Here is a 21,290-nt window from a genome sequence, read left to right on the forward strand (position 1 = left end):
CGAATTCCTCCACCAAATCAGTTACTTTTAGTATAGCACACTACAACTCATTTTCTTTACGCATATGTGTTAATTTTATAATCTGTTTTTCTGTAAAATACGCGAGTAAATGCGCATGACATGTAAAGAATATGACTTGTCTATCCTTTGCAATTTCCTTTATAAGTTCAATCGTTCGATTCGTCCTTACCGCGTCAAAGTGCACGAAACTATCATCAATAATAAATGGATAATCATGCTCAAATGTTTTTGCTAGTGCAAATCTCAGCGATAAATACAACTGCTCCGCTGTCGCTTGGCTTAGTTCATGACTGTAAAAACGCATACCATCGTTACGCTCTACAATAAACGGCTCTGACTCTGACGGTGAAAAGATTTTACTATATCGTCCGCCTGTTAAATAGACGAAATACTCTTCTGACTTTTGTAAAATACGAGGAAGATGTACTTCATGATAATATTGCTTCGTTTTCGTTAACACCGTTTTTGCGGCCGCATAAGCAGCCCACTTCTTCACTTGTTCACGCACTTGCGCTTTTTTCATTTCCCATTCATGCATTAAATCGCCGTACGTACTACCTTCTTCTAAATTCGCAATTTCCATACGATGTTTCGCAATACGCTCTGTCAGTTCTTTCTCTTGCGCCAGACAGTTTTGCACGACTGTCAGTTCTTGCTTTAATTTTCCGTCATAACCGTCAGCTTCGTAATGTTCAGCTAATGATAAACTCGTTAAACGTTGTTCTAACAGATCAATTTGCGGTAATAAACGCCCCACTTGTTTCTCTGCATCTTCACGTTTTTCCGCTAGTTTACCCGCTTCTAAAAACATCTCTTCATCTGTAGACGCTGCAATATGCCATAAACCATCTCGTTCTATTAGTAATTGCTTTAATTGTTCTTGCATAAACTCATATTCTTCTTGCCATTCCGCCAGTTTTTCTTTTAACTGCTTACAAGTTTGGCGCTTCTCTTTCTCATTTTGCATACGGCTTTGTGCCTCATGTAGCTTACTATACTCCGCACTACCGATAACAGTTTCTAGTTTATGTTCAAATTGCGAAATCATTTCATATAATGAAGATTTTCGCGTGCCTTGTTTCTCTAATTCACGATATAATTGCTGCATTTTTTCAATACGCTCAAACGCCGGCAATATGTGTGCATACGTATAAAATTCAGGAAACATATAGCGCGTTTTATATGCATCGACTTGTTCTCCCGCCTGGAACGTTTCTCTCTCCCATTCCTCATACGATGAAACGACTTTATCATACGCTCGTTCCAACTGCTGTAACTTATAAGACTCACGCTCAAATAACTTCCGAATCTCTTCATCTTTTTCTAACTGATAGCGAACAGACATCGCTTCTTCACTTTGTCTCCCGCCAGCACTTTGCTGAAGTGTAAGGAGCTCTTCTTGTAATCCATTTGATGGATTTTTATATAAAACAAGGGCGAGAACAATCCCTACAAAAACAATGACACTAATAAATAAGAGCGCTCGGTTATCTATAAATAAGCTTGTGAATAAAACGCCTGTGTTAATAAGAAGTAACAGAAGACAAACTCTTTGCCACTGCTTTTTCTTTTGCTTAGCTGCTTCTGCTTTCTCTTCATACTTGCGCTTCATTCTCTCTGCGCCCATACCGATAAACGCCGCATCTTGGAACGATTTCTCTTTCTCAACTAACACATTTCTCTCTTCATCCACTAACATTTGTTTCTTAATCTGTCTTATATTTTCTTCTTGTTCTTCTAATTGCTCTTGCGCTACTTTAAAACGATCATCGAGCTGTGCTTTTTGCGTTTCTAATTCGCGCGCCTTTTGCACTGTTTGCGTAATTAACTCTTTCGTTGCCAAACTCATATCAAATGAAAGAACTGTTTCCTTTTCAAAAGTAGTACCAATTTGTTGTTCTAGTTCTGCGATTTCTTCTTTTATATTCGTAATATTCCCGCTCATATCACGCATTTCTTGGCGTGCATTTTCGTAAGACATATGCTGCATACGAAGTTCTTCTACATAACTTTCTTTTTGTAAAAACTCTTCATCTATTTGAATCGAGGCAATTTCCGATTGCACTGTCTCAATTTTCTTGTGGAGCGAATCAATTTGTAATTGAAGCGGCTCCATTTTCGCCTTAATTGCTTCATAACGCGCCATTCCGTTTACAGGAAACTGCCCGCTCTCGTTCTCTAACACTTTCTCATGCGCACGCTTTTCAATAACGAGTGGCTCAAGCGCTGCTAATATTTCATAATCTTGCTTTCGCTTTTCTGCACTCTCTTTTTCCCCGCGAACAGAAGCAAGCTTCTCTTCACTTTCTTTTAACTGCTCCACTTGTTTTTCATACGTGCCAATTTTCCCTTGCCACTCTTTCATCTTCTCTTCAAGTTTCTTCATCTCTTGCAATGACACGTTAATTTCTGGTTTACGACCACTCGGCTTGAAGCGCTGGTCCATTTCTTTTTCTAGCTTTTTATCTAACTGCAATAGCGCATCACTTCCGACTGCACTTGCCGAAAATAAATAATTGCCAATATCCGCTTCGCCAAGCTGATGAATGTTTTGAAGGCCATGCATATCAAATGAAAAGACAGATTCAAATAAACTTTCATTCATCCCGCTTAATATATCGTTTAAAATTTCTTCTCCGCCCGTTTTCCCGTCTTCAAAATAAACGGTCACCTCGCCAGCTGCCGTCTTTGGCAATCGCTCAATTTTCAAACGACCGTACTGCTCTGTTTGCACAGTCATCGCGCCGCCATACTTCCCACCTTCTTTCGGCTCATAACGGCGCTGTCCTCTCGTCGGAAAACCGAATAAAATGCTTTTCATAAATGAGCGAATTGTCGATTTCCCCGCTTCATTTTCACCATATAACACCGTCAGCAAGGAAAGATCCATTTCCACATTTTCTAATTTTCCGTACCCATAAATATGGAGTTTTTCAATTCTCATTTTTTATCCCTCTCTTGCTGGAATAATTGCTCTAAAATAATATTTTCTGCTTCCTTTTGAATCTCTTTCTTCTCTTCTTCTGTAAAAGATTCAATACTATTACGCGCTACAGGAGATGTCCAAATAGTGCGCAATACGCCGTCCATATTGCTGAAAGCTTCTAACTCCTTTAGCACACTACCTACGAAATGATTTTCCGCTTTCAAACGTTCGATTTCCGCAAAAGAAACTGTCTCATTTTTCCACTTCATCGCATATACAAAATCTTTTCGCTCTTCGCTAGATGCTAAAATGTGAAAAATCTCTTCCACACGCTTTTCGTCACGCAAATAAGGAGAAAGTGGGCCCTGCCCTGTGAATACGACAGTTAAAAGCGTCCCTTCCTCTTCTCTTCTGCATTCATTCATCGCAGCAGATAGGCTCGTCATAAGTTCATCAACAGTTTCAAGTCCATCAATACAAACTTCAATCTCATCCCATACAACATCTGCCGTATGGAAAAATGAACACTGCGTTCCTTGTTTCGTAAGTTCAATAAGGTACGCACCCTTCTCGCCTGTTTCCTTACGATGACGACCTTGTATGTTCCCTGGATAAATAATGTATGGCTCTTCTGATAAAATTTCACGTTTATGTATATGGCCAAGAGCCCAATAGTCAAACTGTTTTTCTTTCAACTCACGAATTTGAAACGGTGCATAGCGATTATGCTCTGCATCTCCTTCCACACTTCCGTGAAGCATACCAATATGAAAAGGCGCATCACTCATTTTCGTATACTGCGCTGTCATATTATCCGTTACCGCTTGCTGCAAATAACTAAACCCATAAATAGAAGCTAATAGCTCACCATTTTTATAAAATGATTTCTCTTCTACATAAGGCTCAGTAAATACATGAACATTTTCCGGAAACTCAATCGCTGCCCAGCTTCCCCCTAAATGATCATGGTTACCGTGAATAATAAAAACAGGGATATCGTACTGCGAAAGTCTCTTCATTTGCTCACGCACAAACACTTGCGCCCTCAAACTTCTCGTCTCCGCATCATACAAATCCCCAGCTAGTAATACGAAATCAACGCGCTCTTGAATCGCTTTATCAACAATACGCTCAAATGATTCAAACGTACTTTGCTTCATTCTCTCCCAAACAGACTGCGCAACATTCATCTCCATCCCTTTAAACGGACTATCCAAATGCAAATCAGCCGCATGTATAAACTTTACTTGTTTCACAAATAACGATCCTTCCTATCTTTCAAAAGTTTCATTTTATTAAAATTAAAATCGCTGAAAACTAATATTCATCGAGAATAAAAATATTCTCGATGATTAAAGTTTCATTCTATTTTACCACGCAATGTCATATATTTCTTTGCATATTGTAGCGTTTTATGTCAAAATAATTATAAGATTCTGATTTTAATTATTGGAGGGAATTTTCATGGGAGTATACGTTCTAACAGTCTTTGAAAAAGATGGTTCAAAAGCATTAGACGAATCATTCGAGGCGGCAACTGAAAAAGAAGCAAAAGCAAAAGGTGAATCTATCTTACAAGAAAAAGGATTGTATGAAAAAACACATCGCTGTACATCTACTGCAGGTAAGCTCGTTTTATTCCAGCGCTAAAAAAAAGAAGCGTCATCCGCTTCTTTTTCACTCTACTATATCTTCGTCACACCACGTAAACACCACATCTAGAATGCGATTACCGATACGTACGCGTTTATTCCATTTACCTGTTTGGATCTGATGTTGCAATTCAGCTTTCATCTTTTCCGTCCAGTCGTGAATCGTTTCACTACCGTCGTACGGATATACGCTCGGAAACTCTTTCTGCAGTAGATGCAAGCTCTCTGCATCAAAATGAAAATGGAAGAAGTAGTTTGCTGTAAGCGATGGTTCTTGCAATCGTAAAAAATGATCATCAATTTGCTTTCTATTTCTATAGAAAGTAAAGATATTCACTTTACCGCTAGTAATTTGGTCAATTTGAATTTCGTGCTTCTCTATAATCACGTCTTGTCCACCTCGTTGTATACTATCTTTAGTATATATGTCTTTTGCAACAAAGTTAACCATTTTCGCGCGAAATTCATTTCCTTCATTAATAATTCCTGTACCTCCATATGCAATCAGAATAAATAAAAACAAAGTTGAAGGGGAGCGATCACATGTATTTCGGAAGCAAAGGTTGGTATGTAAAAGAACTTAAAAAATTAGGTATCCGTACTTATGAAGGTAAAAAACTAGAATCTTATCGTACGCATGTGTTGTCTAGTTTACTTGAGAGAATGAAGAGAGCTTCGGCTTAATAGAATAGCAAGAGGTAAACCTGAATATTGGTAAATGATAAAAAACACCTCCTAAATTCGCATACTAAGTATGCAAATTAAATGGAGGTGTTTTTATTAGTCTCACTTTTTCAAGGGCGCTTCAGTTTTCATAAAATATTTTTTGTTTCCGCTGAAACGGATAAGTTTTAATCTCAGCTGTATCTAAATTTTCATGGAATAAATGAATAGCTATAATTTGTCTACAATCGTAAGTATGGTAATAATATGTTCCAGACTCCATACACATTGCACTCGTATAGATCGTATTATCTAATATACCGTCTTCTGTTATTACTGCCCCCTTAGGAACCTCACAATTCGATAAGATATGAAAAATAGCCGATATCCCCTCTTCTTCGTTCTCTATACCTTGAATGTTTTGTTTGCCATACGCTGCCCGCACAAATCTTGATGGCGGTGTGAAATCTCCAGGAAGTCCCATCGATCCTGAACCTTGGCCAAAAGCACTTAATGGTACATCGCCCCACTCCGTTGGCGCAAATGGCTGCGATTTAAGACCAATATATTGTCTTAAATTTTGTAAATGCCAACTAAACTCCGGACTATTAGTCATCACTCCTATTGGATTGTCATACACTTTTATTCCATCAGCTGTCGGCTCAAGTACAATACACGCTCCCGATTTATCTGCTAAAATCCAATGTAGCGGTGGCGTAATTCCTAAAACTGGTAATGGCACATCTATAAAGGCAATGTTATCAATAGATTTTCTTACCTCTTCAACAGAATTGAACTGCGTGAGGCTCCAAGTCACAAAATCAAATGGCGCTACATTCGTTTTATTGCTATCTATATGATTACTATAAGTAGCGAATCCTGGGAAATAGAGAGTTGCACATGTCATACCAGTTTCATTTACTCCGTCCGCCATCATGACCCTTCCTCCAAAATTAATTCCCATTCCGACAACAGCCTTTTTCGCTCGGATCGTTTCACCAGTTATATTGTTCCACTGATAACGCCGAGGAATGATTATTACTTCCTGATTCATATCTAATGTGAAATCCATTGTTCTCCCAAAAAGATGCTGGAAATTTTTTGTTTGTAACGTCAAACTAGTACACATGAAGAAATCCCCCCCATTTCATATTTATATACACATTTTATAAAATTCTGATAAATACGTAAATTAAAATCTATTTTACTTACCATTGTACAAACCCTATTTATCATTAACAAAATAACCACCCAAACTAAAAATGCTATAATAAACCCAATGAAACTAAGGGGGCAAATTACTTTGCTTGGAACATGCATTCAATTTCATAAGTTTGGCAATCCAAAAGACGTATTACAAGTTGAATATAAAAATATAGAACCACTGAAAGATAATGAAGTTTTCGTCCGTATGCTAGTTAGACCGATTAATCCATCTGACTTAATTCCAATAACCGGAGCGTACGCACATAGAATCCCTTTACCTAACATACCTGGTTATGAAGGTGTTGGTATTGTAGAAGATGTGGGAGCTTTTGTTTCTAGAGACCTTATCGGCAAACGTGTTTTACCGTTACGCGGTGAAGGTACTTGGCAAGAATATGTGAAAACATCGGCTGATTTTGTAGTCCCTATTCCCGATTCTATTGATGATTTTACCGCGGCACAAATGTATATTAATCCCCTTACGGCTTGGGTTACATGTACGGAAACGCTAAACTTACAACGGAATGATGTTTTGTTAGTGAATGCTTGTGGATCCGCTATCGGGCATCTTTTTGCGCAGTTATCGCAAATTTTAAATTTCCAACTCATTGCCGTGACAAGAAATAGTAAACATACAGACGAATTACTTCAGCTTGGCGCTCATCATGTAATTGATACTTCGACTGCCCCGCTTTATGAAACAGTTATGACATTAACAAACGGCAGAGGTGCAGACGCTGCGATTGATTCTATTGGGGGACCGGATGGAAATGAATTAGCTTTCTCCTTACGTCCCAATGGGCACTTTTTAACTATAGGACTTTTGTCGGGAATACAAGTAAACTGGGCAGAGATTGTCACGAAAGCAAAAGTGCACGCGAACATATTTCATTTACGACATTGGAATAAAGAAGTGTCACCTTATAAATGGCAAGAAACGTTTCGTCATTTAATTCGCTTAGTAGAAAATGAGCAATTACGTTTTATGAAAGTACATTCTACATATGACTTAGTGGATGTAAGAGCTGCGGTTGATATTGTGCAGTCTGCTGAAAAAACGAAAGGGAAAGTTTTTTTAACGAATTATTAAATTGAGTACATTCAACTATCAATCCATTTAGTAGCATAGAATTTTAAGTAGCTTATGTAATTTAATTAAAAAAGCGAAAGGAGATTCTAACATGTGGTTACTCAAAGCAATTGCGCCTGTTGTAATAGCCGGAGGAATTGTAGTATATGTGATTGGTAGCCTTAAACATAAATATAACAACGGTAACTTAGGTAAGAAAAAATCAAAAAACGCTCAAATTTTATTAGACAGTTTAATACCTATAGGAATGCTTGTTGGCTGTATGATCGGTTTGATTTTCGGTATATTTTTCCCGAACTTCGCCCTGCTTTCAGTTAGTTTAGGAGCTGGAATAGGCTATTTATTTGGATATTTCGCCTATGAATTTTACAGCAAGACAGGAAACAATTTTTCCTAATCCAAAAGGAATAAGCGGAACAGTACATAGTAGTCATATACAATATGTACTGTCCTTTATTTTTGCATCAATGTTATCACCTTACCTTTCGCCTACTATACACCTCTTTTATTGATTTTTCTCTCCTCCCCTTTTTGCATATCCGCTTTTTTATTTTCATTGGATCTATATCCAAAGTAAAGTAGCGCACATGTAATAATAGAACCTACAATGTATCCTAAAAAACATCCTAACCAAAACATAGTGTAACCGCCTCCATTCATAATAAATTTTATGTAATATAACTCTTTACATACTCCATCGTTTATTTCTATTAACTATACACTTTCTAAAATTATTCATACCACTAATTCTCTTCGTACCTCAAATAGCAATTTTATTATTTGTCATAAAATTAACACCTTCTTTAAATACAAAAACTTCCATTTACTTGCTTTTTCTTAAGAAATAATATACTACATTTGAAATAAGCGAGCTAGTACATCGGCCCTTCTCTATTTTAACTTTAGTCATGAACAAAAGAAAAACAAAAAACCCCCTCAAAGCATAAACTTCAAGGGGTGAGCCTGTTTTTTATTTACTTATATACGTACAGCTGTACCACTTACAGCAACCATTAACATTCCATCACGAACTACTTCGTAATCTACGTCAACACCAACGATAGCGTTCGCACCTTTTTGTTTTGCAAGTTCTTTCATTTCGTCCATTGCGATATCACGAGCTTCTTTTAGCTTACTTTCATAAGAACCAGCACGACCACCGACAACATCACGAACAGAAGCGAATAAATCGCGGACAATATTTGCACCCATAATAGCTTCACCATTTACAATATCGATATACTCAATAATTTCTTTACCTTGAATTCCAGACGTTGTTGTTACAATCATGACTGACACTCTCCTAATAAGTTGTAGTTTTAATTAGCTTTCTTATGTCTTTATTATGACACGGAACAAACAACTAATCTATTGAATTACCTTACAGGAATGTGACAGTTTTGTAAGAATGAAACGCGCATTATGTTTCATTCTAATAAAGCGCTTTAACATTGGGATACATAAACGACTCTTTATTTTCTTTCCAGTCCTTTTCTACTTCTTTGAAAGTTGGTCGTCCTAATTTTTCATTGTTCTCATGTTTACGAAACCATTTCTTCACATACTGGTCTCCATTTTTATTTTGAACTGTACAAAGGAAACTATTACTGCTATCCTTTAATATTTTTACAATCACGAAAAGGCACCTCTTCCCTTTTAAATAACAGAATAGAACTTGATCTTTTACTATAAGCCCTTCCTCTCTTATAGTCATACGACTCCTCGGCCGCGCCAAAGTTGTAAGATCAAAAAATGATATTCACTTTGTTTACATTTTATTTAAAGAAATCAGAGTTATAGGCATTATGCTTATCAAATATTTTATAGATTTCTAACTTATCATCTAATTTTGCATCTACTAAAATTAATATATTGCCATCGTAAATATATTCTTCATACTTTTTAGCATGTTCTTCTGGAATTCCTAACCCTATAAATGCTCCTATTAAACTTCCAGCTCCTCCGCCAATACCGGCTCCTCCAATAGCTGCTGCGATCGGTCCTGCTGCTACGATTGGACCCATTCCAGAAACGGCAAGTATACCAAGACCTGTTAATAAACCACCGAGTCCGCCTGCTACTCCTCCTGCCACAAGCCCTGTTGCTGAAAAGATATCTGCTTTATGTGCAGTTTCATGATTTACTTTTTCACCCGATTTTTCTTCAAGGTGTTCAATTTCCTTCTGATCTTTTGCAATAGCTGAAATGTTATCTGCTGAGTATCCTTTATCATTTAATTCATTAATAACGAGTGCCGCATCATCAATTGTTCTAAAAACACCTACTATTTTTCTATCTACATTCATAACTATTAACCTCCTAAAGTTTTATATAATATATTTTTATTTTTCTTCATTTCTGTATACACTAATTTTCTTATTAACATAACCATTTATGAAAAAAGCGAATAGTAAAAGCACTACAAGTGAACTACTTAACAAGTAAATTAAATCAAATGTAATATTAATCATCATTTCATTCATGTATACCAGGCTCCTTTTTATTTAAAGTAAAAGTATATTTTGATAGACTAATCTACTAAACATAGACATCTTACAATTCATCTTCAGTCAATCTCTTTGTAGTATATGTATACCCTTCCTAACCTTTTCTAAACGTAAAAAACTATACTTATATTTTTTCTTATTTATATGTTTAACATTTTTTAAAACGGGTATGTTTATATTGTTATGCTTACTATATGGAAAGGAATATTACGATGAACGCCATTCACTCTACTACTATTTCTTATAATGAAACACCTACAATAACTCAGATTCATCATTTTTATGCTTTAATGACAACATTTCAAGCTAATTTATTTATAAGTAAACATGGAACAATAACATCAATCAAAAATTTAAGCACTCTAGTATCCTTTTTCCTTACTGTAAAAAAGAGAGATCTTGTATTATTTATTTTTGAAGGAATAGATGCAAAAAGAGCTTTAAGAACACTCTTCCCTTCTTAGAATGTTTGTTATCCTCTATTCCCTCGTCTACTACCTTTCATATATGTTTTTATATTTCAAAATGATTTCCTCTATTAAAAAAGAACCCCCTAATACAATAGGGGGATTTCTAGTTTGACCTTATGAAAACTGATATAATATATATTACGTTTTTCATTCTTTAAAATAGAAAAGTTTTAATAACCTTGAAGGTAGGAATTTTTAATGAACTCGAAAGCAAAATTTAGTATTCGCTACAAAATTATGGCTGGTTATTTAGTTATCATTTTGTTCTTACTTGTTTCTTTCATTATGTTAAACAATGAGATTTCCAGCTTACAAAAATCTCGTAATTTTATTATTGATCACGATTTTAAAGTTCTCAATTTAACGAATCAAGTGGAGAAAGAGTTACTAACAATTGAAAATAAAGCGAAAGGGTTTATCATTTCTAATAACCCTACTTACGTGCAATCCCTTAACTCTGCGGAAAAGGATTACGAAAAACATTATCATGATCTTTTTGCTTTATTAGAGGATAACCCCTCTCAGCAAGAAAAATTAAAACAGATTAACGAAAACATTACTAGTTGGATTAATAAAGAGATTCACCCACTCATTGCAAATAATAATAGTAATAATGTACAAACAATCGACACGACTCAAATTCAGTCATTACAATCACAGCTAACTAACTTCCGGAGCACTGAGGAGCAACTAACGAAAAAAAGAGCTGCACAATTAGATACTGAAAATAATAAATTAGAGATTTGGTTATACAGTTTATTGTTCTTACTTTCTTGTATTTCTATTATCGTTTCACTCTATATTTCGAATTCCATTACAAAAACGATTAAAAATGTAATTCAAGCTATTAAATCCATTTCTTCTAAAGAAAAAATTACGGAAAGAATTCATGTAAATACACATGATGAAATAAAAGATCTTGCTCATACAACAAATCACCTACTAGACGAAATATCAAAAAGAGAGTGGTTACAAACTGAGCTTGCAGAATTAATTTTACTGTATCAAGGTGTATCTTCTATTGAGATGTTAGGTAAAAAACTTCTTAGTGGAATTATACAAAAAACGCAAACTTCTTGCGGTGCATTTTATGTACGTGAAGAATATGAAGAAACTGTCTACTATGTGAAAAAAGCTTCTTTCGCCGATCAAGGTGCTGATATTGGAAAACAATCCATTAAAATGGGTGAAGGTTTCATTGGACAGTCTGCCTTAGAAAAGAAAAGTTTTATTCTCAGTGACATACCCGAAGAGTTTCGTTATGTCACTAGTGGCGTATTAGAAATACGTCCTAAAAATTTACTAGTCATCCCTATCTTATTTGAGGATGAAGTGATCGCAGTAATGGAGTTAGTAAGTGTAACTGAGATTTCAGATTTACATCAAGATTTAATTCAACAAACCGTTGATAATCTAGGTTTAACAATTCATAGCATTATGGGACGTATGCGAATTCAAACTCTTTTACATGAATCACAAGCAATGACAGAAGAGTTGCAAGTTCAATCAGAAGAATTACAAACGCAAGCGGAAGAACTACAAATGCAAGCAGAAGAATTACGAACAACGAATGAACAATTAGAGTCTAGAACTGAAGAGGCTGAGCAGAAGACAGCTGACTTACAAATTACCAAATCAGAATTAGAAGAAAAAGCAAGCGAGTTGTTACGCAGCTCAAAATACAAATCTGAGTTCCTAGCAAATATGTCACATGAATTACGCACACCGTTAAATAGTATTTTACTATTATCTGAAATGTTAAGAGAAAATCATGATAACAATTTATCCGACGATGAAATTGAATTAGCAACTGTCATTCATTCATCAGGGAAAGACTTACTTACTTTAATTAATGACATACTAGATTTATCTAAAGTAGAAGCAGGCAAACTAGACATCATTTTTGAGGCAACGAACATAAGTGACATGGCAGCCAATATGCATCAAAACTTTTTACATATAGCTGCACAAAAAAATGTCGAATTTACTATTGAAGACAGTGATACGATTCCTGATCTGTTTTATACAGATGCAAAACGGATTGAGCAAATTATTAAAAACTTATTATCCAATGCATTTAAATTCACAGAAAAAGGATCCGTTTCTTTACATTTTGATTCGATAGAAACAAGTAATTTAAGTCATGATATGCAGTCTATAAGTAAAGATTGGATTACAATTTCAGTAAAAGATACTGGTATTGGTATCGCTAAAGAACAGCATCAGCTTATTTTCGAAGCCTTTCAACAGGCAGATGGAGCAACGATTCGAAAGTATGGTGGTACAGGATTAGGTTTATCTATTTGTAAAGAGTTTGCGAGATTATTAGGTGGTTGGATTACGTTAGAGAGTAATGTAGGAGAAGGTAGTACTTTCACGGTATATATTCCTAACCTTCCAAATGGATTACATGATATACAGTTATCCAATTTAGAAGTCGCAGCAACGATAGAAGATGTTATTCCTGCTGAAGTTGTTGAAGAAACTATCGTTACTCCAGAAACAAATAACGTCTTCCAAGAGAAAACAATTTTAATTGTCGATGATGATCATCGAAATATATTTGCGTTACAAAATGCATTAAAAAAACAAAATGCCAACATTATTACTGCCCAAAACGGCATAGAGTGTTTAGAAATACTACAAAGTAATACAAATATTGACCTTATTTTAATGGATATTATGATGCCTAATATGGACGGTTATGAAACGATGGAAAATATCCGAATGAACTTAGGGTTACATGAAATACCTATTATCGCATTAACTGCTAAAGCAATGCCAAATGATAAGGAAAAATGTTTATCTGCTGGCGCTTCAGATTATATAAGTAAACCATTAAATCTACATCAACTCTATTCGGTAATGAGTGTATGGTTAATAAAATAAGTGAGGTTTAGTTGGAGTGGAAAATAAGTATTATAATTTTGATCCATCAGTAGATACAGATGAGCGCACGAACTTAGAAATTGAATTACTATTGGAAGCGGTATTTAAACTATCAGGATTTGATTTTCGCCAATATGCTCGCACATCTATTTATAGAAGGATTTGTAATCGAATGCAGCTCTCTAATATCCCAACCATTTCAAAATTAATTGAAAAAGTAATTCACGAGGAAGGAGTTTTAGAACAGTTATTAAATGATTTCTCAATTAATGTAACTGAGATGTTCCGTAACCCTGCCTTTTTTAAAGCGCTTAGAGAGCATGTTATTCCTGAATTAAAAAAGCATCCCGAAATTAGAATTTGGCATGCTGGATGCGCAACTGGTGAAGAAGTATTATCAATGTCCATCTTACTTCACGAAGAAGGATTAAGTGAAAAGTCGGTTATTTACGCAACAGATATGAATACAAATGTGTTAGAAAAAGCAAAACAAGGTATCCTCCCGTTAAATAAAATGCAAACTTATACGAAAAACTATTTACAAGCTGGCGGTACACAAGCGTTTTCTAACTATTATTCAACAGATAATCGTTTTGCTTATTTTAATCCATCACTTTTACAAAACATTATTTTTGCACAGCATAATTTAGTAACCGATCAATCTTTTAACGAGTTTCATATTATACTTTGTCGTAACGTTTTAATTTACTTTACAAGTAAACTTCAAAATCAAGTGCAGCAACTATTTTATGAAAGCTTAGGTCACAATGGTTTTCTATGTTTAGGGAATAAAGAAACTCTTCGTTTTTCAAATATAATGCCGCATTATACTCAATTTAATCCTAGCGAACAAATTTATCAAAAAATACAATAAAAAGCGTATGAAATCCTCTGTTTGGATTTCATACGCTTTTTATTTCGCATTCGTTTGTATCATAATGAGACACATATCATCTGATTGCGCTTTCTTTTGTTCTTCCTTGTAAAACCCTTCTATCTCGCCTTCTAAATCTCCCCATTTTCTTTCTGTAAAAGTACGTAATTTCTCTTCAGCTTCAAATTCATCATTTGCAATTGCTTCAAGAACACCATCTGTAAACAATAGTATTTGAGCGTTCTTCTCAAAAGGTATAACTGTCTTTTTAACTTTTATTTCATCAAAAAATCCTACCGCACAACTCCCGCGATCTAGTTCAACTACATTTGTTTCATCAACTAAAACATATCCAGAAGGATGCCCTGCATTTACATATTCAACTGTTCTATCTTCTGTATTAACAACTAAGTATATGGCCGTAAAATAATAGGGAATATTATCATTTTCATTATGTAAAAGGGTCATATATTTATTTAATTCTTTAATAACAAGTTCTGGATCAATTAAACATTTAATCGTTTCACGTAATACAGACGAAATAAACATGCAAACTAATGAAGCAGATACACCATGTCCCATCACATCTAATAATATAATACCGTAGCGATTTTCATCGATTTTATACCAATAATACATATCTCCAGCTAGTTTAAATGAAGGTAAGTAACTTGCTTCAATTTTTATATGATCTTCTCGTAATGGGCTACTTAATAAGTTTCTTTGTACTTGCGTAGCTAAATCTAGTTCATTCCGAAGATTTTCTTCTTGTTCTTTATGCCAATTTAATTCCGATTTCAAGCGTAACGCTACACGCATACGTGCTAATAGTTCAACTTTATTTATAGGTTTCGTAATATAATCCATTGCCCCCATATCAAGAGCTTCGGCCAATTTATTTGCATCCTCTAAAGCTGTAACAAAAATAATAGGGATATCTTTAAACTTCTCCTCTTTTTGTAATCGCCTACAAACTTCAAGTCCATCAATTTCAGGCATCATAATATCTAATAATATTAAATCAATTTCATTATGCCTGGAAGAATCTTTTCCAAACTGTATGTATTCGAAGAGCTCTTGTGCAGAATTGAGCGATACAAGATCATGATATCCGGCTTGTTTTAAAATCTTCTCAATTACAAATATGTTAACCGGATTATCATCAACAATTAAAATGGACACAAGTTATTTCCCCTTTTCTTATTTAAAATGTAAATCTATTATTATTTTCTATTTTTCTAGTATTACATACTCAGTTACAAAATGAAAATTTCTTACTCAAACATATTTATACAACAAAAGAACAAACCCCCAGAAATAGGAATTTGTTCTTTCACTCTATAAATTTCTACTTTTAATTTAACACCATTGCTTTATCATTTAAAAGACGATCTAATTCTTCCATATGATTAGTTTCATCTGCAATCATATCTTCTAGCTTTACAACTAACTCTGTCATATTTAATTTCGCTGCCTGTTCTTTTCTCGTTTCATAACGCTTAATTGTTTCATATTCTGATTGTCTAGCGTATTCTAACATTTCTCTAACATCTTCTACTTGTTTCACTGATAAAGGGATCGTAGTAGGTGTACCACCTAGCGTCTTAATTTTCTCCGCTAAATATAGGGCATGTCCTTGTTCATCACTAATTTCAGATTCAAAGAAAGGCTTTAACACTTGTCTATATATACCAGAAACTGTAGCTGCATTATGGTTATACATAATGATTGCTGCGTATTCTCCTGCTAAATCTTCATTCAATCCTTCGATTAGTTCTTTCACATCGTGTGACATTTTCATATCTCCTCCTATACTTAATAAGTACCCCTTTTCTCATGTTTTAAACATCATTATTTTTAATTTTTATGTATCTAAAAATGCGGCTTGCTTCAATTTACTTATCGCTTGTCTTTTAATACGAGAAACGTGCATTTGTGAAATACCTAACCGTTCCCCTGTATCTTTTTGATTTAAATTTTCTCCAAATATATAATGAATAACACTCTTTTCCGTGTCATTTAATACGTTAAAAATATCCTTTAAAACGAGACGCCTTTCTGTCTCTTCATATCCTTGCTCTACTTCACCTACAGATTCAATTCTCGCTACCGAACTACCATCAGATGCATTTTCAACTACATCATCTAAGGAAGATACTCGATAATTATTTTTAGCATCCATAATCTCTAGAACTTCCTCTTCCGATAGTCCTAAATGATTTGCGATTTCTATAATCTTCGGCGAACGTTGCAGGTGATCTGTTAACTCCTCTATCGCAAGTTTAATTTTTCCGCCTAAATCTTTAATTCGCCTTGGAACGTGAATGCCCCAAGTTTTATCGCGTAAATACTTCTTTATTTCCCCTACTATCGTAGGTATTGCAAAAGGCTCAAAAGCATTCCCTATCGAATAATCATACCTTCTTATTGCACCTAAGAGCCCTAACATGCCTACTTGTATAATATCCTCATGCATCGGCCCGCCTTTTGAATAGCGATATGCAATGGAATATACGAGATTTTTATAATGATCAACTAACCTTTCCTGCGCTTCATTACATTGGTTTTGTTGGAAGTCTGCAATTAGTTTAATAACGTCTTCTTTAGTAAGATTCGTAGGTTGAGATTGGATTTCCATCATTCTCCACCTGCTCTCTTTGTATATATTTTGTCATTAAAACCGTCATGCCCTCATCATGCATGATTTGTATATCATCCATTAACGTATTGATTAAATATAAACCTAAACCATTTTCCGGCAAATGTTCTACTGGTTTACTAATATCATACGGACCAACTTTTCTTTTTAAGTTATTAAAATCAAAGCTAACCCCATTATCCGCAACCATAATTTCTAATCGATCTTCATATAGCCCAAAGACAATTGTAATTTCTCCAACGTCTTCTTTGTATGCATGTTGTACAATGTTTGTACACGCCTCACTAATAGCAATTTTCATATCTTCTATATCGTCATAAGCAAAGCCTATTCGATTCGCAACACCAGCCATTGTTAAACGAATAATAGCCACATATTCTGCCTTTGCAGGAATTTTCATTTCTATCTTTTCAAATCTCTCCATCATCCCTAGTCACCTTCTTTCTACTTTTTCAAAATCGGAATTCAAATTTAATATTTCTGTTAACCCTGTAATATCAAATAATCTTTTTAACCTTTTAGATACACCGATAAACTCTAGTTTTCCATCATTTTTCTTAACCGCTTTTAATAGCGCTATAAAAACACCTAAACCGGTGCTATCCATATAATCTACGTTATGAAAATCTACTACAATATGAACCTCTTTTTCGCTTGTAATAGGCATTACCTTATTTTTCAAATCTGATGCCGTATACGCATCAATTTCACCATTAAGTTGTACCGTATAACCTACATCATTTTGCAAAATATTTATTTCCAAATTCATCATTTCCGCCCCCTTATCTCGAACTTTTACTATTTAATTACCCATAAAAATTAGTTTTAAACATATTTTTTTATTTTTATTATAAATAAAGTGAAACTTTAATCAGTGGGGGTTTTCTTCATCCCCCACTGATTATTAGTTGAACCAATCGGACTTTTATGGGCAGTAAGACCCCCACCTAATTTCTTTGCTCTGCTAAATTTTGAGGTGGGGGTCTTACTGCCCGTTAAAGCGGGATAAATTTTCTACACCTTTCTCAGCTTAACACGTAAAAAATACTACCAAATGTTTAAACCTTATAAATTTGTGTATATATAATGTATAAACATTATTTTTAGGGGGATCTATCTATGGAAGAGCACAGCTTTAAAAAGGGAGATTTTGTTCAATTTTCTTATCGACACGATCATGCTACAAAATTAGTTGGTTCCATTATTAATATACTAACGAATACAATTGTAGTGGATATAGGTAATAACGAGGACTTATCTCATATAGAACCAAGGCAGGTCGTAAGAATAAATAATTGTCAAAAAGTAACGATGGTTTAATACATAATAGAAATTGTAATTTCAATGAGTGGGGGCCTTCATCCCCCGCTTATTCCTATGTAGATTACATTAAAAAAGCATCCAAATTAGTTTAATTGGATGCTTTTTTATGTATATTTATCAGTTCATTCACTTTATAGTTATATATAATAAACTTAAGATTACTATTCATTATCATACTTACGCTTTCCGCAACATTCTAGAGAAGAATGTAACGATTAAAATAAAGACGATTGCACCTAATAACGCTGGAAGAACAAAAATGCCTCCCCATTCAGGACCCCAATGACCAAATAACGCACTACCTACCCAAGATCCAATTAAACCAGCAATCACATTACCAACTATACCTAAAGGAAAGTCTTTTCCCGTAATCATTCCAGCTAACGCACCAATAAGTCCACCTACAATACACGTAATAATAAGTCCCACAATTAAACCTCCTATATTGTTTTTATATTTGATTTATCAAGCTTTGGTATGTAACCAAAGCTTGATAAACATGTATTATTCTTTATTATCCAATCCATCACTTATCTTTTGTTTCACTTTTCCGACTTTTTCTTTTATCGTTCCCTTCGTCTTCTCCCACTTCCCCTCATTTTTCAACTCTCTATCTTCTGTTATTTCACCAATTCCTTCTTTTACTTGTCCTTTTTTCTTTTCAACTTTACCCGTAATTTGTTCTTTTAGACCGCTCTCACTCATATTTCCAATCTCCTTTTCGTAATAGATTTATAGATGTAAAGGATATAAATTTAAATAGAATACATGCATCTTCTTTCGTGTAGCCATTCACCGACTCTTTCTAAATCCTTAACGAATAACAAGATTTTTCCTTCATCCAGCTTTTCTTCATAAAAGTTAGCTTCTTCCTCATTAAGCCCTAACTCCTGCATCTTATTTCTTAACTGATCTCCCGTTTTTTGAAAGACATTAATAATGCTTGTCCCAAGTCCTTCCTCTTTTATTCCAATCGTGTTCACGTCTGCATTATCTGCGATTCTATCTGTCCTCTCTTTCTCATGTGTTAACACGTAAATATCTTTTTGTTCTATTCCTTTCTTCACTAGATCATTCGCCGCATTCATGACCTCTTTCTCCGTAATAAATTCATATACAAAAGGTTTACTATACTTCGTTTCCATCTTTAACTTCCTCCTTTAAAATGAATTATTTGTTATATTATATGTAGTACACCTATTTTCGAAATGTTAAACATAAAATATGAAAAAAGTTATGTGAATTTTAATTTTAATAGAAAATGAACAACATCATTTACCACTTTAAAACATCTTCTCCTTACAATAACTACCTAAATTAACAGAAAATTGTTATAATTAAATTTAAGGAGGGATACTATGAAAAAAATCATATCTATATGCGCTCTAACCGCTCTATCTTTCAATTTAATAGGTTGTACAAGCACCTCGGCTACAGATAAAGCTTCACAAGTTAAGCAAGAACATACACAATATACCTTTCAATTAAACTCCGCAAATATTTCAGACATTGAAATACTAAAAACAACAAATCATACTACTTCCAAATCTCAAACAGATAATAAAGAAATGATAAAATCTATCGTTTCAGCCGTTCAAAATGGAACACCTAAAACTATCACTTTAGATCAAAAAAAGAGAGAATCTGCACATTCTACTATTACCGTTACATATAAAGATGACGCAAAAGAAGAATTTCTTGTTTGGGTGGATAATAAGGAACAAATTACAATTGCTAAAGATGAGAAGAAAGATAAGGTAGAAGGTGTGATAGTAAATATTAAAGATGCTAAAATGATGAAGGATTTCTTTTAAAATTCTAGTTAACGTTAAAAAAAGAGTAGGATTACACCCTACTCTTTTGTTTAATCATGCTCAATAAATAGACCTTTATAAAATCTATTTAAGGTCTAATTTTGCTAAATCATGTTGTAAAACATTATTTCCTTCTTGTGGGTTAAATACGATTGCACTAAGACCAAAAACATTCGTAACAACATCTCTATCTTTCGGACGAATGATTCTTACTTCATAAGCAAAAAGTGCTGGAGGAAGAGCTGCTGAACGAAAAGTAACATATCGATTAGGTGGCAATGTTTGTGTTGAAGGGTCTATTAATGGTAATAATACCGGAGAACCTGATGACCAATCAAACATTTCAACTGTTACTCTACGAGTATCATCTGGATCAACATTCATAGCTTCAACAGTAAGAAATAACGTAGCGGAATGTCTACGTAATACACCCGTTGATAAAGTTTCATTATGATGTTCAAAGCATTTTTTTGGAGGGTGACCATAGCCATAACTCATACCAATTCCCCCCTTTCATTTACAATTAAGGACAAGTATTCCTTATAATATATAATGCTATTATTCTTTTATTGAAAGGTATAAAAGCGGATTTCTATCTATATTATTAGATATTTTATTTTTCATTTATTCGCTCTTAAATAATAAAGTGAAACTTTATTCCAAACAATATTGCTATTGCACCAAAGTAAAACAAACTGGACAACCTAGATTTCAAACTGTAAGATTAGATGTTGGTGAAATCGGGCAGCAAAGCATATATAGAAAATAGGTGTTAATGTTGAAAATCAATAAAAAATTTGAACCATTAATTTTTAATATCTTTATGATTTTAGGCATATCTAGCATTATCTCTTTCGTCATGGTTTCAATGAATGTTGGATATACAGCTTTATTTCTCAAATCATGGATGAAAACATGGGGAATTGCTTTCGTACTTGCATTTTTAGCTTCTAAATTATTACCCTTTGTAGTTAAAAAGATAATGAAAATCTTCACTTTTGTTGAGAATGATGCTTAAGAATAAAGTGATGTACTGCGTAGGTTCATTCCAATTAAAAGAGTTTATTATCACAAAAACTTAACCTAGTAAAATGTTTCAAATCGAAGGAAGACACCTTAAAGGTTGTCTTTTCTTTATAAGTAAAAAAAGCCCGCCTATTTCCGTAGGCGGGCTTTATCTTTATTACACAATACGA

The 21,290-nt window shown here is 34.2% G+C and carries 28 protein-coding genes; 10 read left to right on the top strand and 18 right to left on the bottom strand.

Annotation, left to right across the window (positions count from 1 at the left end):
• Positions 1 to 40: 40 nt before the first annotated feature.
• Entirely contained in the window at positions 41 to 2,965 is a 2,925-nt protein-coding gene (locus M1D66_RS21935; protein ID WP_242554801.1) for an ATP-binding protein, read from the bottom strand.
• A complete protein-coding gene (locus tag M1D66_RS21940) occupies positions 2,962 to 4,203 on the bottom strand; it encodes a metallophosphoesterase family protein (protein ID WP_017673397.1) in 1,242 nt (413 codons plus the stop codon). The genes M1D66_RS21935 and M1D66_RS21940 overlap by 4 nt, the downstream gene beginning before the upstream one ends.
• A 208-nt stretch (positions 4,204 to 4,411) precedes the next feature.
• On the opposite strand from M1D66_RS21940, the gene M1D66_RS21945 reads away from it, so the two are divergent.
• Positions 4,412 to 4,597 (top strand): YhzD family protein, encoded by a 186-nt coding sequence (locus tag M1D66_RS21945; protein ID WP_000539552.1) that lies wholly within the window; start codon positions 4,412 to 4,414, stop codon positions 4,595 to 4,597.
• A 27-nt stretch (positions 4,598 to 4,624) separates the two neighbouring features.
• Here M1D66_RS21945 and M1D66_RS21950 read toward each other — a convergent pair whose 3' ends face one another.
• Entirely contained in the window at positions 4,625 to 4,987 is a 363-nt protein-coding gene (locus tag M1D66_RS21950) for a hypothetical protein (protein ID WP_000582785.1), read from the bottom strand.
• Between the two features lie 155 nt (positions 4,988 to 5,142).
• Here M1D66_RS21950 and M1D66_RS21955 point away from each other — a divergent pair, with 155 nt between their 5' ends.
• Positions 5,143 to 5,283, top strand: coding sequence for a YflJ family protein (locus M1D66_RS21955; RefSeq protein ID WP_000273537.1), 141 nt, complete (start codon positions 5,143 to 5,145; stop codon positions 5,281 to 5,283).
• Between the two features lie 121 nt (positions 5,284 to 5,404).
• On the opposite strand, the gene bsh is transcribed toward M1D66_RS21955, so the two are convergent.
• Positions 5,405 to 6,391: a choloylglycine hydrolase gene (bsh, locus tag M1D66_RS21960; protein ID WP_144597347.1), complete on the bottom strand. Its 987-nt coding sequence runs from the start codon at positions 6,389 to 6,391 to the stop codon at positions 5,405 to 5,407.
• Between the two features lie 174 nt (positions 6,392 to 6,565).
• Here bsh and M1D66_RS21965 point away from each other — a divergent pair, with 174 nt between their 5' ends.
• Both M1D66_RS21965 and M1D66_RS21970 read left to right on the top strand, forming a co-directional pair.
• Positions 6,566 to 7,558, top strand: coding sequence for a zinc-dependent alcohol dehydrogenase family protein (locus M1D66_RS21965; protein WP_086385428.1), 993 nt, complete (start codon positions 6,566 to 6,568; stop codon positions 7,556 to 7,558).
• A gap of 91 nt (positions 7,559 to 7,649) precedes the next feature.
• On the top strand, positions 7,650 to 7,955 hold the full coding sequence (locus M1D66_RS21970) for a hypothetical protein (protein ID WP_086385427.1): 306 nt from the start codon (positions 7,650 to 7,652) through the stop codon (positions 7,953 to 7,955).
• Between the two features lie 95 nt (positions 7,956 to 8,050).
• On the opposite strand, the gene M1D66_RS21975 is transcribed toward M1D66_RS21970, so the two are convergent.
• The 5 genes from M1D66_RS21975 to M1D66_RS21995 all read right to left on the bottom strand — a co-directional run bounded on the left by M1D66_RS21975 (position 8,051) and on the right by M1D66_RS21995 (position 10,041).
• Positions 8,051 to 8,197: a hypothetical protein gene (locus tag M1D66_RS21975; RefSeq protein ID WP_000498628.1), complete on the bottom strand. Its 147-nt coding sequence runs from the start codon at positions 8,195 to 8,197 to the stop codon at positions 8,051 to 8,053.
• A 339-nt stretch (positions 8,198 to 8,536) separates the two neighbouring features.
• Entirely contained in the window at positions 8,537 to 8,848 is a 312-nt protein-coding gene (locus M1D66_RS21980; RefSeq protein WP_000637511.1) for a YbjQ family protein, read from the bottom strand.
• 142 nt (positions 8,849 to 8,990) lie between these two features.
• Positions 8,991 to 9,194 carry a DUF4028 family protein gene (locus tag M1D66_RS21985; RefSeq protein ID WP_002023439.1) on the bottom strand — a complete coding sequence of 68 codons (204 nt, stop codon included), beginning with the start codon at positions 9,192 to 9,194 and terminating at the stop codon, positions 8,991 to 8,993.
• A 139-nt stretch (positions 9,195 to 9,333) separates the two neighbouring features.
• Positions 9,334 to 9,864: a general stress protein gene (locus tag M1D66_RS21990; RefSeq protein WP_001100088.1), complete on the bottom strand. Its 531-nt coding sequence runs from the start codon at positions 9,862 to 9,864 to the stop codon at positions 9,334 to 9,336.
• Between the two features lie 36 nt (positions 9,865 to 9,900).
• The gene (locus M1D66_RS21995) at positions 9,901 to 10,041 is read right to left on the bottom strand and encodes a hypothetical protein (RefSeq protein ID WP_001004570.1); all 141 of its coding nucleotides are present in this window, start codon (positions 10,039 to 10,041) and stop codon (positions 9,901 to 9,903) included.
• Positions 10,042 to 10,277: 236 nt separating this feature from the next.
• On the opposite strand from M1D66_RS21995, the gene M1D66_RS22000 reads away from it, so the two are divergent.
• The 3 genes from M1D66_RS22000 to M1D66_RS22010 all read left to right on the top strand — a co-directional run bounded on the left by M1D66_RS22000 (position 10,278) and on the right by M1D66_RS22010 (position 14,298).
• Entirely contained in the window at positions 10,278 to 10,529 is a 252-nt protein-coding gene (locus M1D66_RS22000) for a hypothetical protein (RefSeq protein WP_140335724.1), read from the top strand.
• Positions 10,530 to 10,733: 204 nt separating this feature from the next.
• Positions 10,734 to 13,424, top strand: a complete 2,691-nt coding sequence (locus M1D66_RS22005) for an ATP-binding protein (protein WP_242554802.1) — start codon at positions 10,734 to 10,736, stop codon at positions 13,422 to 13,424.
• Between the two features lie 16 nt (positions 13,425 to 13,440).
• Complete coding sequence (locus M1D66_RS22010) at positions 13,441 to 14,298, top strand: CheR family methyltransferase (RefSeq protein ID WP_000429036.1); 858 nt, start codon at positions 13,441 to 13,443, stop codon at positions 14,296 to 14,298.
• A gap of 39 nt (positions 14,299 to 14,337) precedes the next feature.
• On the opposite strand, the gene M1D66_RS22015 is transcribed toward M1D66_RS22010, so the two are convergent.
• The 5 genes from M1D66_RS22015 to rsbV all read right to left on the bottom strand — a co-directional run bounded on the left by M1D66_RS22015 (position 14,338) and on the right by rsbV (position 17,729).
• Positions 14,338 to 15,480 carry a fused response regulator/phosphatase gene (locus tag M1D66_RS22015; RefSeq protein ID WP_000025520.1) on the bottom strand — a complete coding sequence of 381 codons (1,143 nt, stop codon included), beginning with the start codon at positions 15,478 to 15,480 and terminating at the stop codon, positions 14,338 to 14,340.
• Positions 15,481 to 15,652: 172 nt separating this feature from the next.
• Positions 15,653 to 16,093 (bottom strand): ferritin-like domain-containing protein, encoded by a 441-nt coding sequence (locus tag M1D66_RS22020; RefSeq protein ID WP_000017742.1) that lies wholly within the window; start codon positions 16,091 to 16,093, stop codon positions 15,653 to 15,655.
• Between the two features lie 69 nt (positions 16,094 to 16,162).
• Positions 16,163 to 16,939: an RNA polymerase sigma factor SigB gene (gene sigB, locus M1D66_RS22025; RefSeq protein ID WP_016122036.1), complete on the bottom strand. Its 777-nt coding sequence runs from the start codon at positions 16,937 to 16,939 to the stop codon at positions 16,163 to 16,165.
• A complete protein-coding gene (rsbW, locus tag M1D66_RS22030) occupies positions 16,902 to 17,384 on the bottom strand; it encodes an anti-sigma B factor RsbW (RefSeq protein ID WP_000970572.1) in 483 nt (160 codons plus the stop codon). Before rsbW ends, sigB begins: the two co-directional genes overlap by 38 nt.
• A 6-nt stretch (positions 17,385 to 17,390) precedes the next feature.
• A complete protein-coding gene (gene rsbV, locus M1D66_RS22035; protein ID WP_002106052.1) occupies positions 17,391 to 17,729 on the bottom strand; it encodes an anti sigma b factor antagonist RsbV in 339 nt (112 codons plus the stop codon).
• A 347-nt stretch (positions 17,730 to 18,076) separates the two neighbouring features.
• Here rsbV and M1D66_RS22040 point away from each other — a divergent pair, with 347 nt between their 5' ends.
• Positions 18,077 to 18,277, top strand: coding sequence for a methyltransferase (locus tag M1D66_RS22040; protein ID WP_242554803.1), 201 nt, complete (start codon positions 18,077 to 18,079; stop codon positions 18,275 to 18,277).
• 180 nt (positions 18,278 to 18,457) lie between these two features.
• Here the strand turns inward: M1D66_RS22040 and M1D66_RS22045 are convergent, their stop codons facing one another.
• The 3 genes from M1D66_RS22045 to M1D66_RS22055 form a co-directional block, all read right to left on the bottom strand.
• The gene (locus M1D66_RS22045) at positions 18,458 to 18,709 is read right to left on the bottom strand and encodes a GlsB/YeaQ/YmgE family stress response membrane protein (protein ID WP_000522903.1); all 252 of its coding nucleotides are present in this window, start codon (positions 18,707 to 18,709) and stop codon (positions 18,458 to 18,460) included.
• A 75-nt stretch (positions 18,710 to 18,784) separates the two neighbouring features.
• Entirely contained in the window at positions 18,785 to 18,985 is a 201-nt protein-coding gene (locus M1D66_RS22050) for a CsbD family protein (protein WP_029442042.1), read from the bottom strand.
• A gap of 50 nt (positions 18,986 to 19,035) precedes the next feature.
• Complete coding sequence (locus M1D66_RS22055; RefSeq protein ID WP_016125605.1) at positions 19,036 to 19,425, bottom strand: YflT domain-containing protein; 390 nt, start codon at positions 19,423 to 19,425, stop codon at positions 19,036 to 19,038.
• 213 nt (positions 19,426 to 19,638) lie between these two features.
• Between M1D66_RS22055 and M1D66_RS22060 the strand changes: the two genes are divergently transcribed.
• Positions 19,639 to 20,094: a hypothetical protein gene (locus M1D66_RS22060; RefSeq protein WP_086385424.1), complete on the top strand. Its 456-nt coding sequence runs from the start codon at positions 19,639 to 19,641 to the stop codon at positions 20,092 to 20,094.
• A gap of 84 nt (positions 20,095 to 20,178) precedes the next feature.
• Here the strand turns inward: M1D66_RS22060 and M1D66_RS22065 are convergent, their stop codons facing one another.
• Positions 20,179 to 20,592: a hypothetical protein gene (locus tag M1D66_RS22065; RefSeq protein WP_000120217.1), complete on the bottom strand. Its 414-nt coding sequence runs from the start codon at positions 20,590 to 20,592 to the stop codon at positions 20,179 to 20,181.
• Positions 20,593 to 20,872: 280 nt separating this feature from the next.
• Between M1D66_RS22065 and M1D66_RS22070 the strand changes: the two genes are divergently transcribed.
• The gene (locus M1D66_RS22070) at positions 20,873 to 21,112 is read left to right on the top strand and encodes a DUF2798 domain-containing protein (protein WP_000700224.1); all 240 of its coding nucleotides are present in this window, start codon (positions 20,873 to 20,875) and stop codon (positions 21,110 to 21,112) included.
• The last annotated feature ends 178 nt before the right edge of the window (positions 21,113 to 21,290 follow it).

This window comes from Bacillus sp. PK6-16, assembly GCF_056530295.1.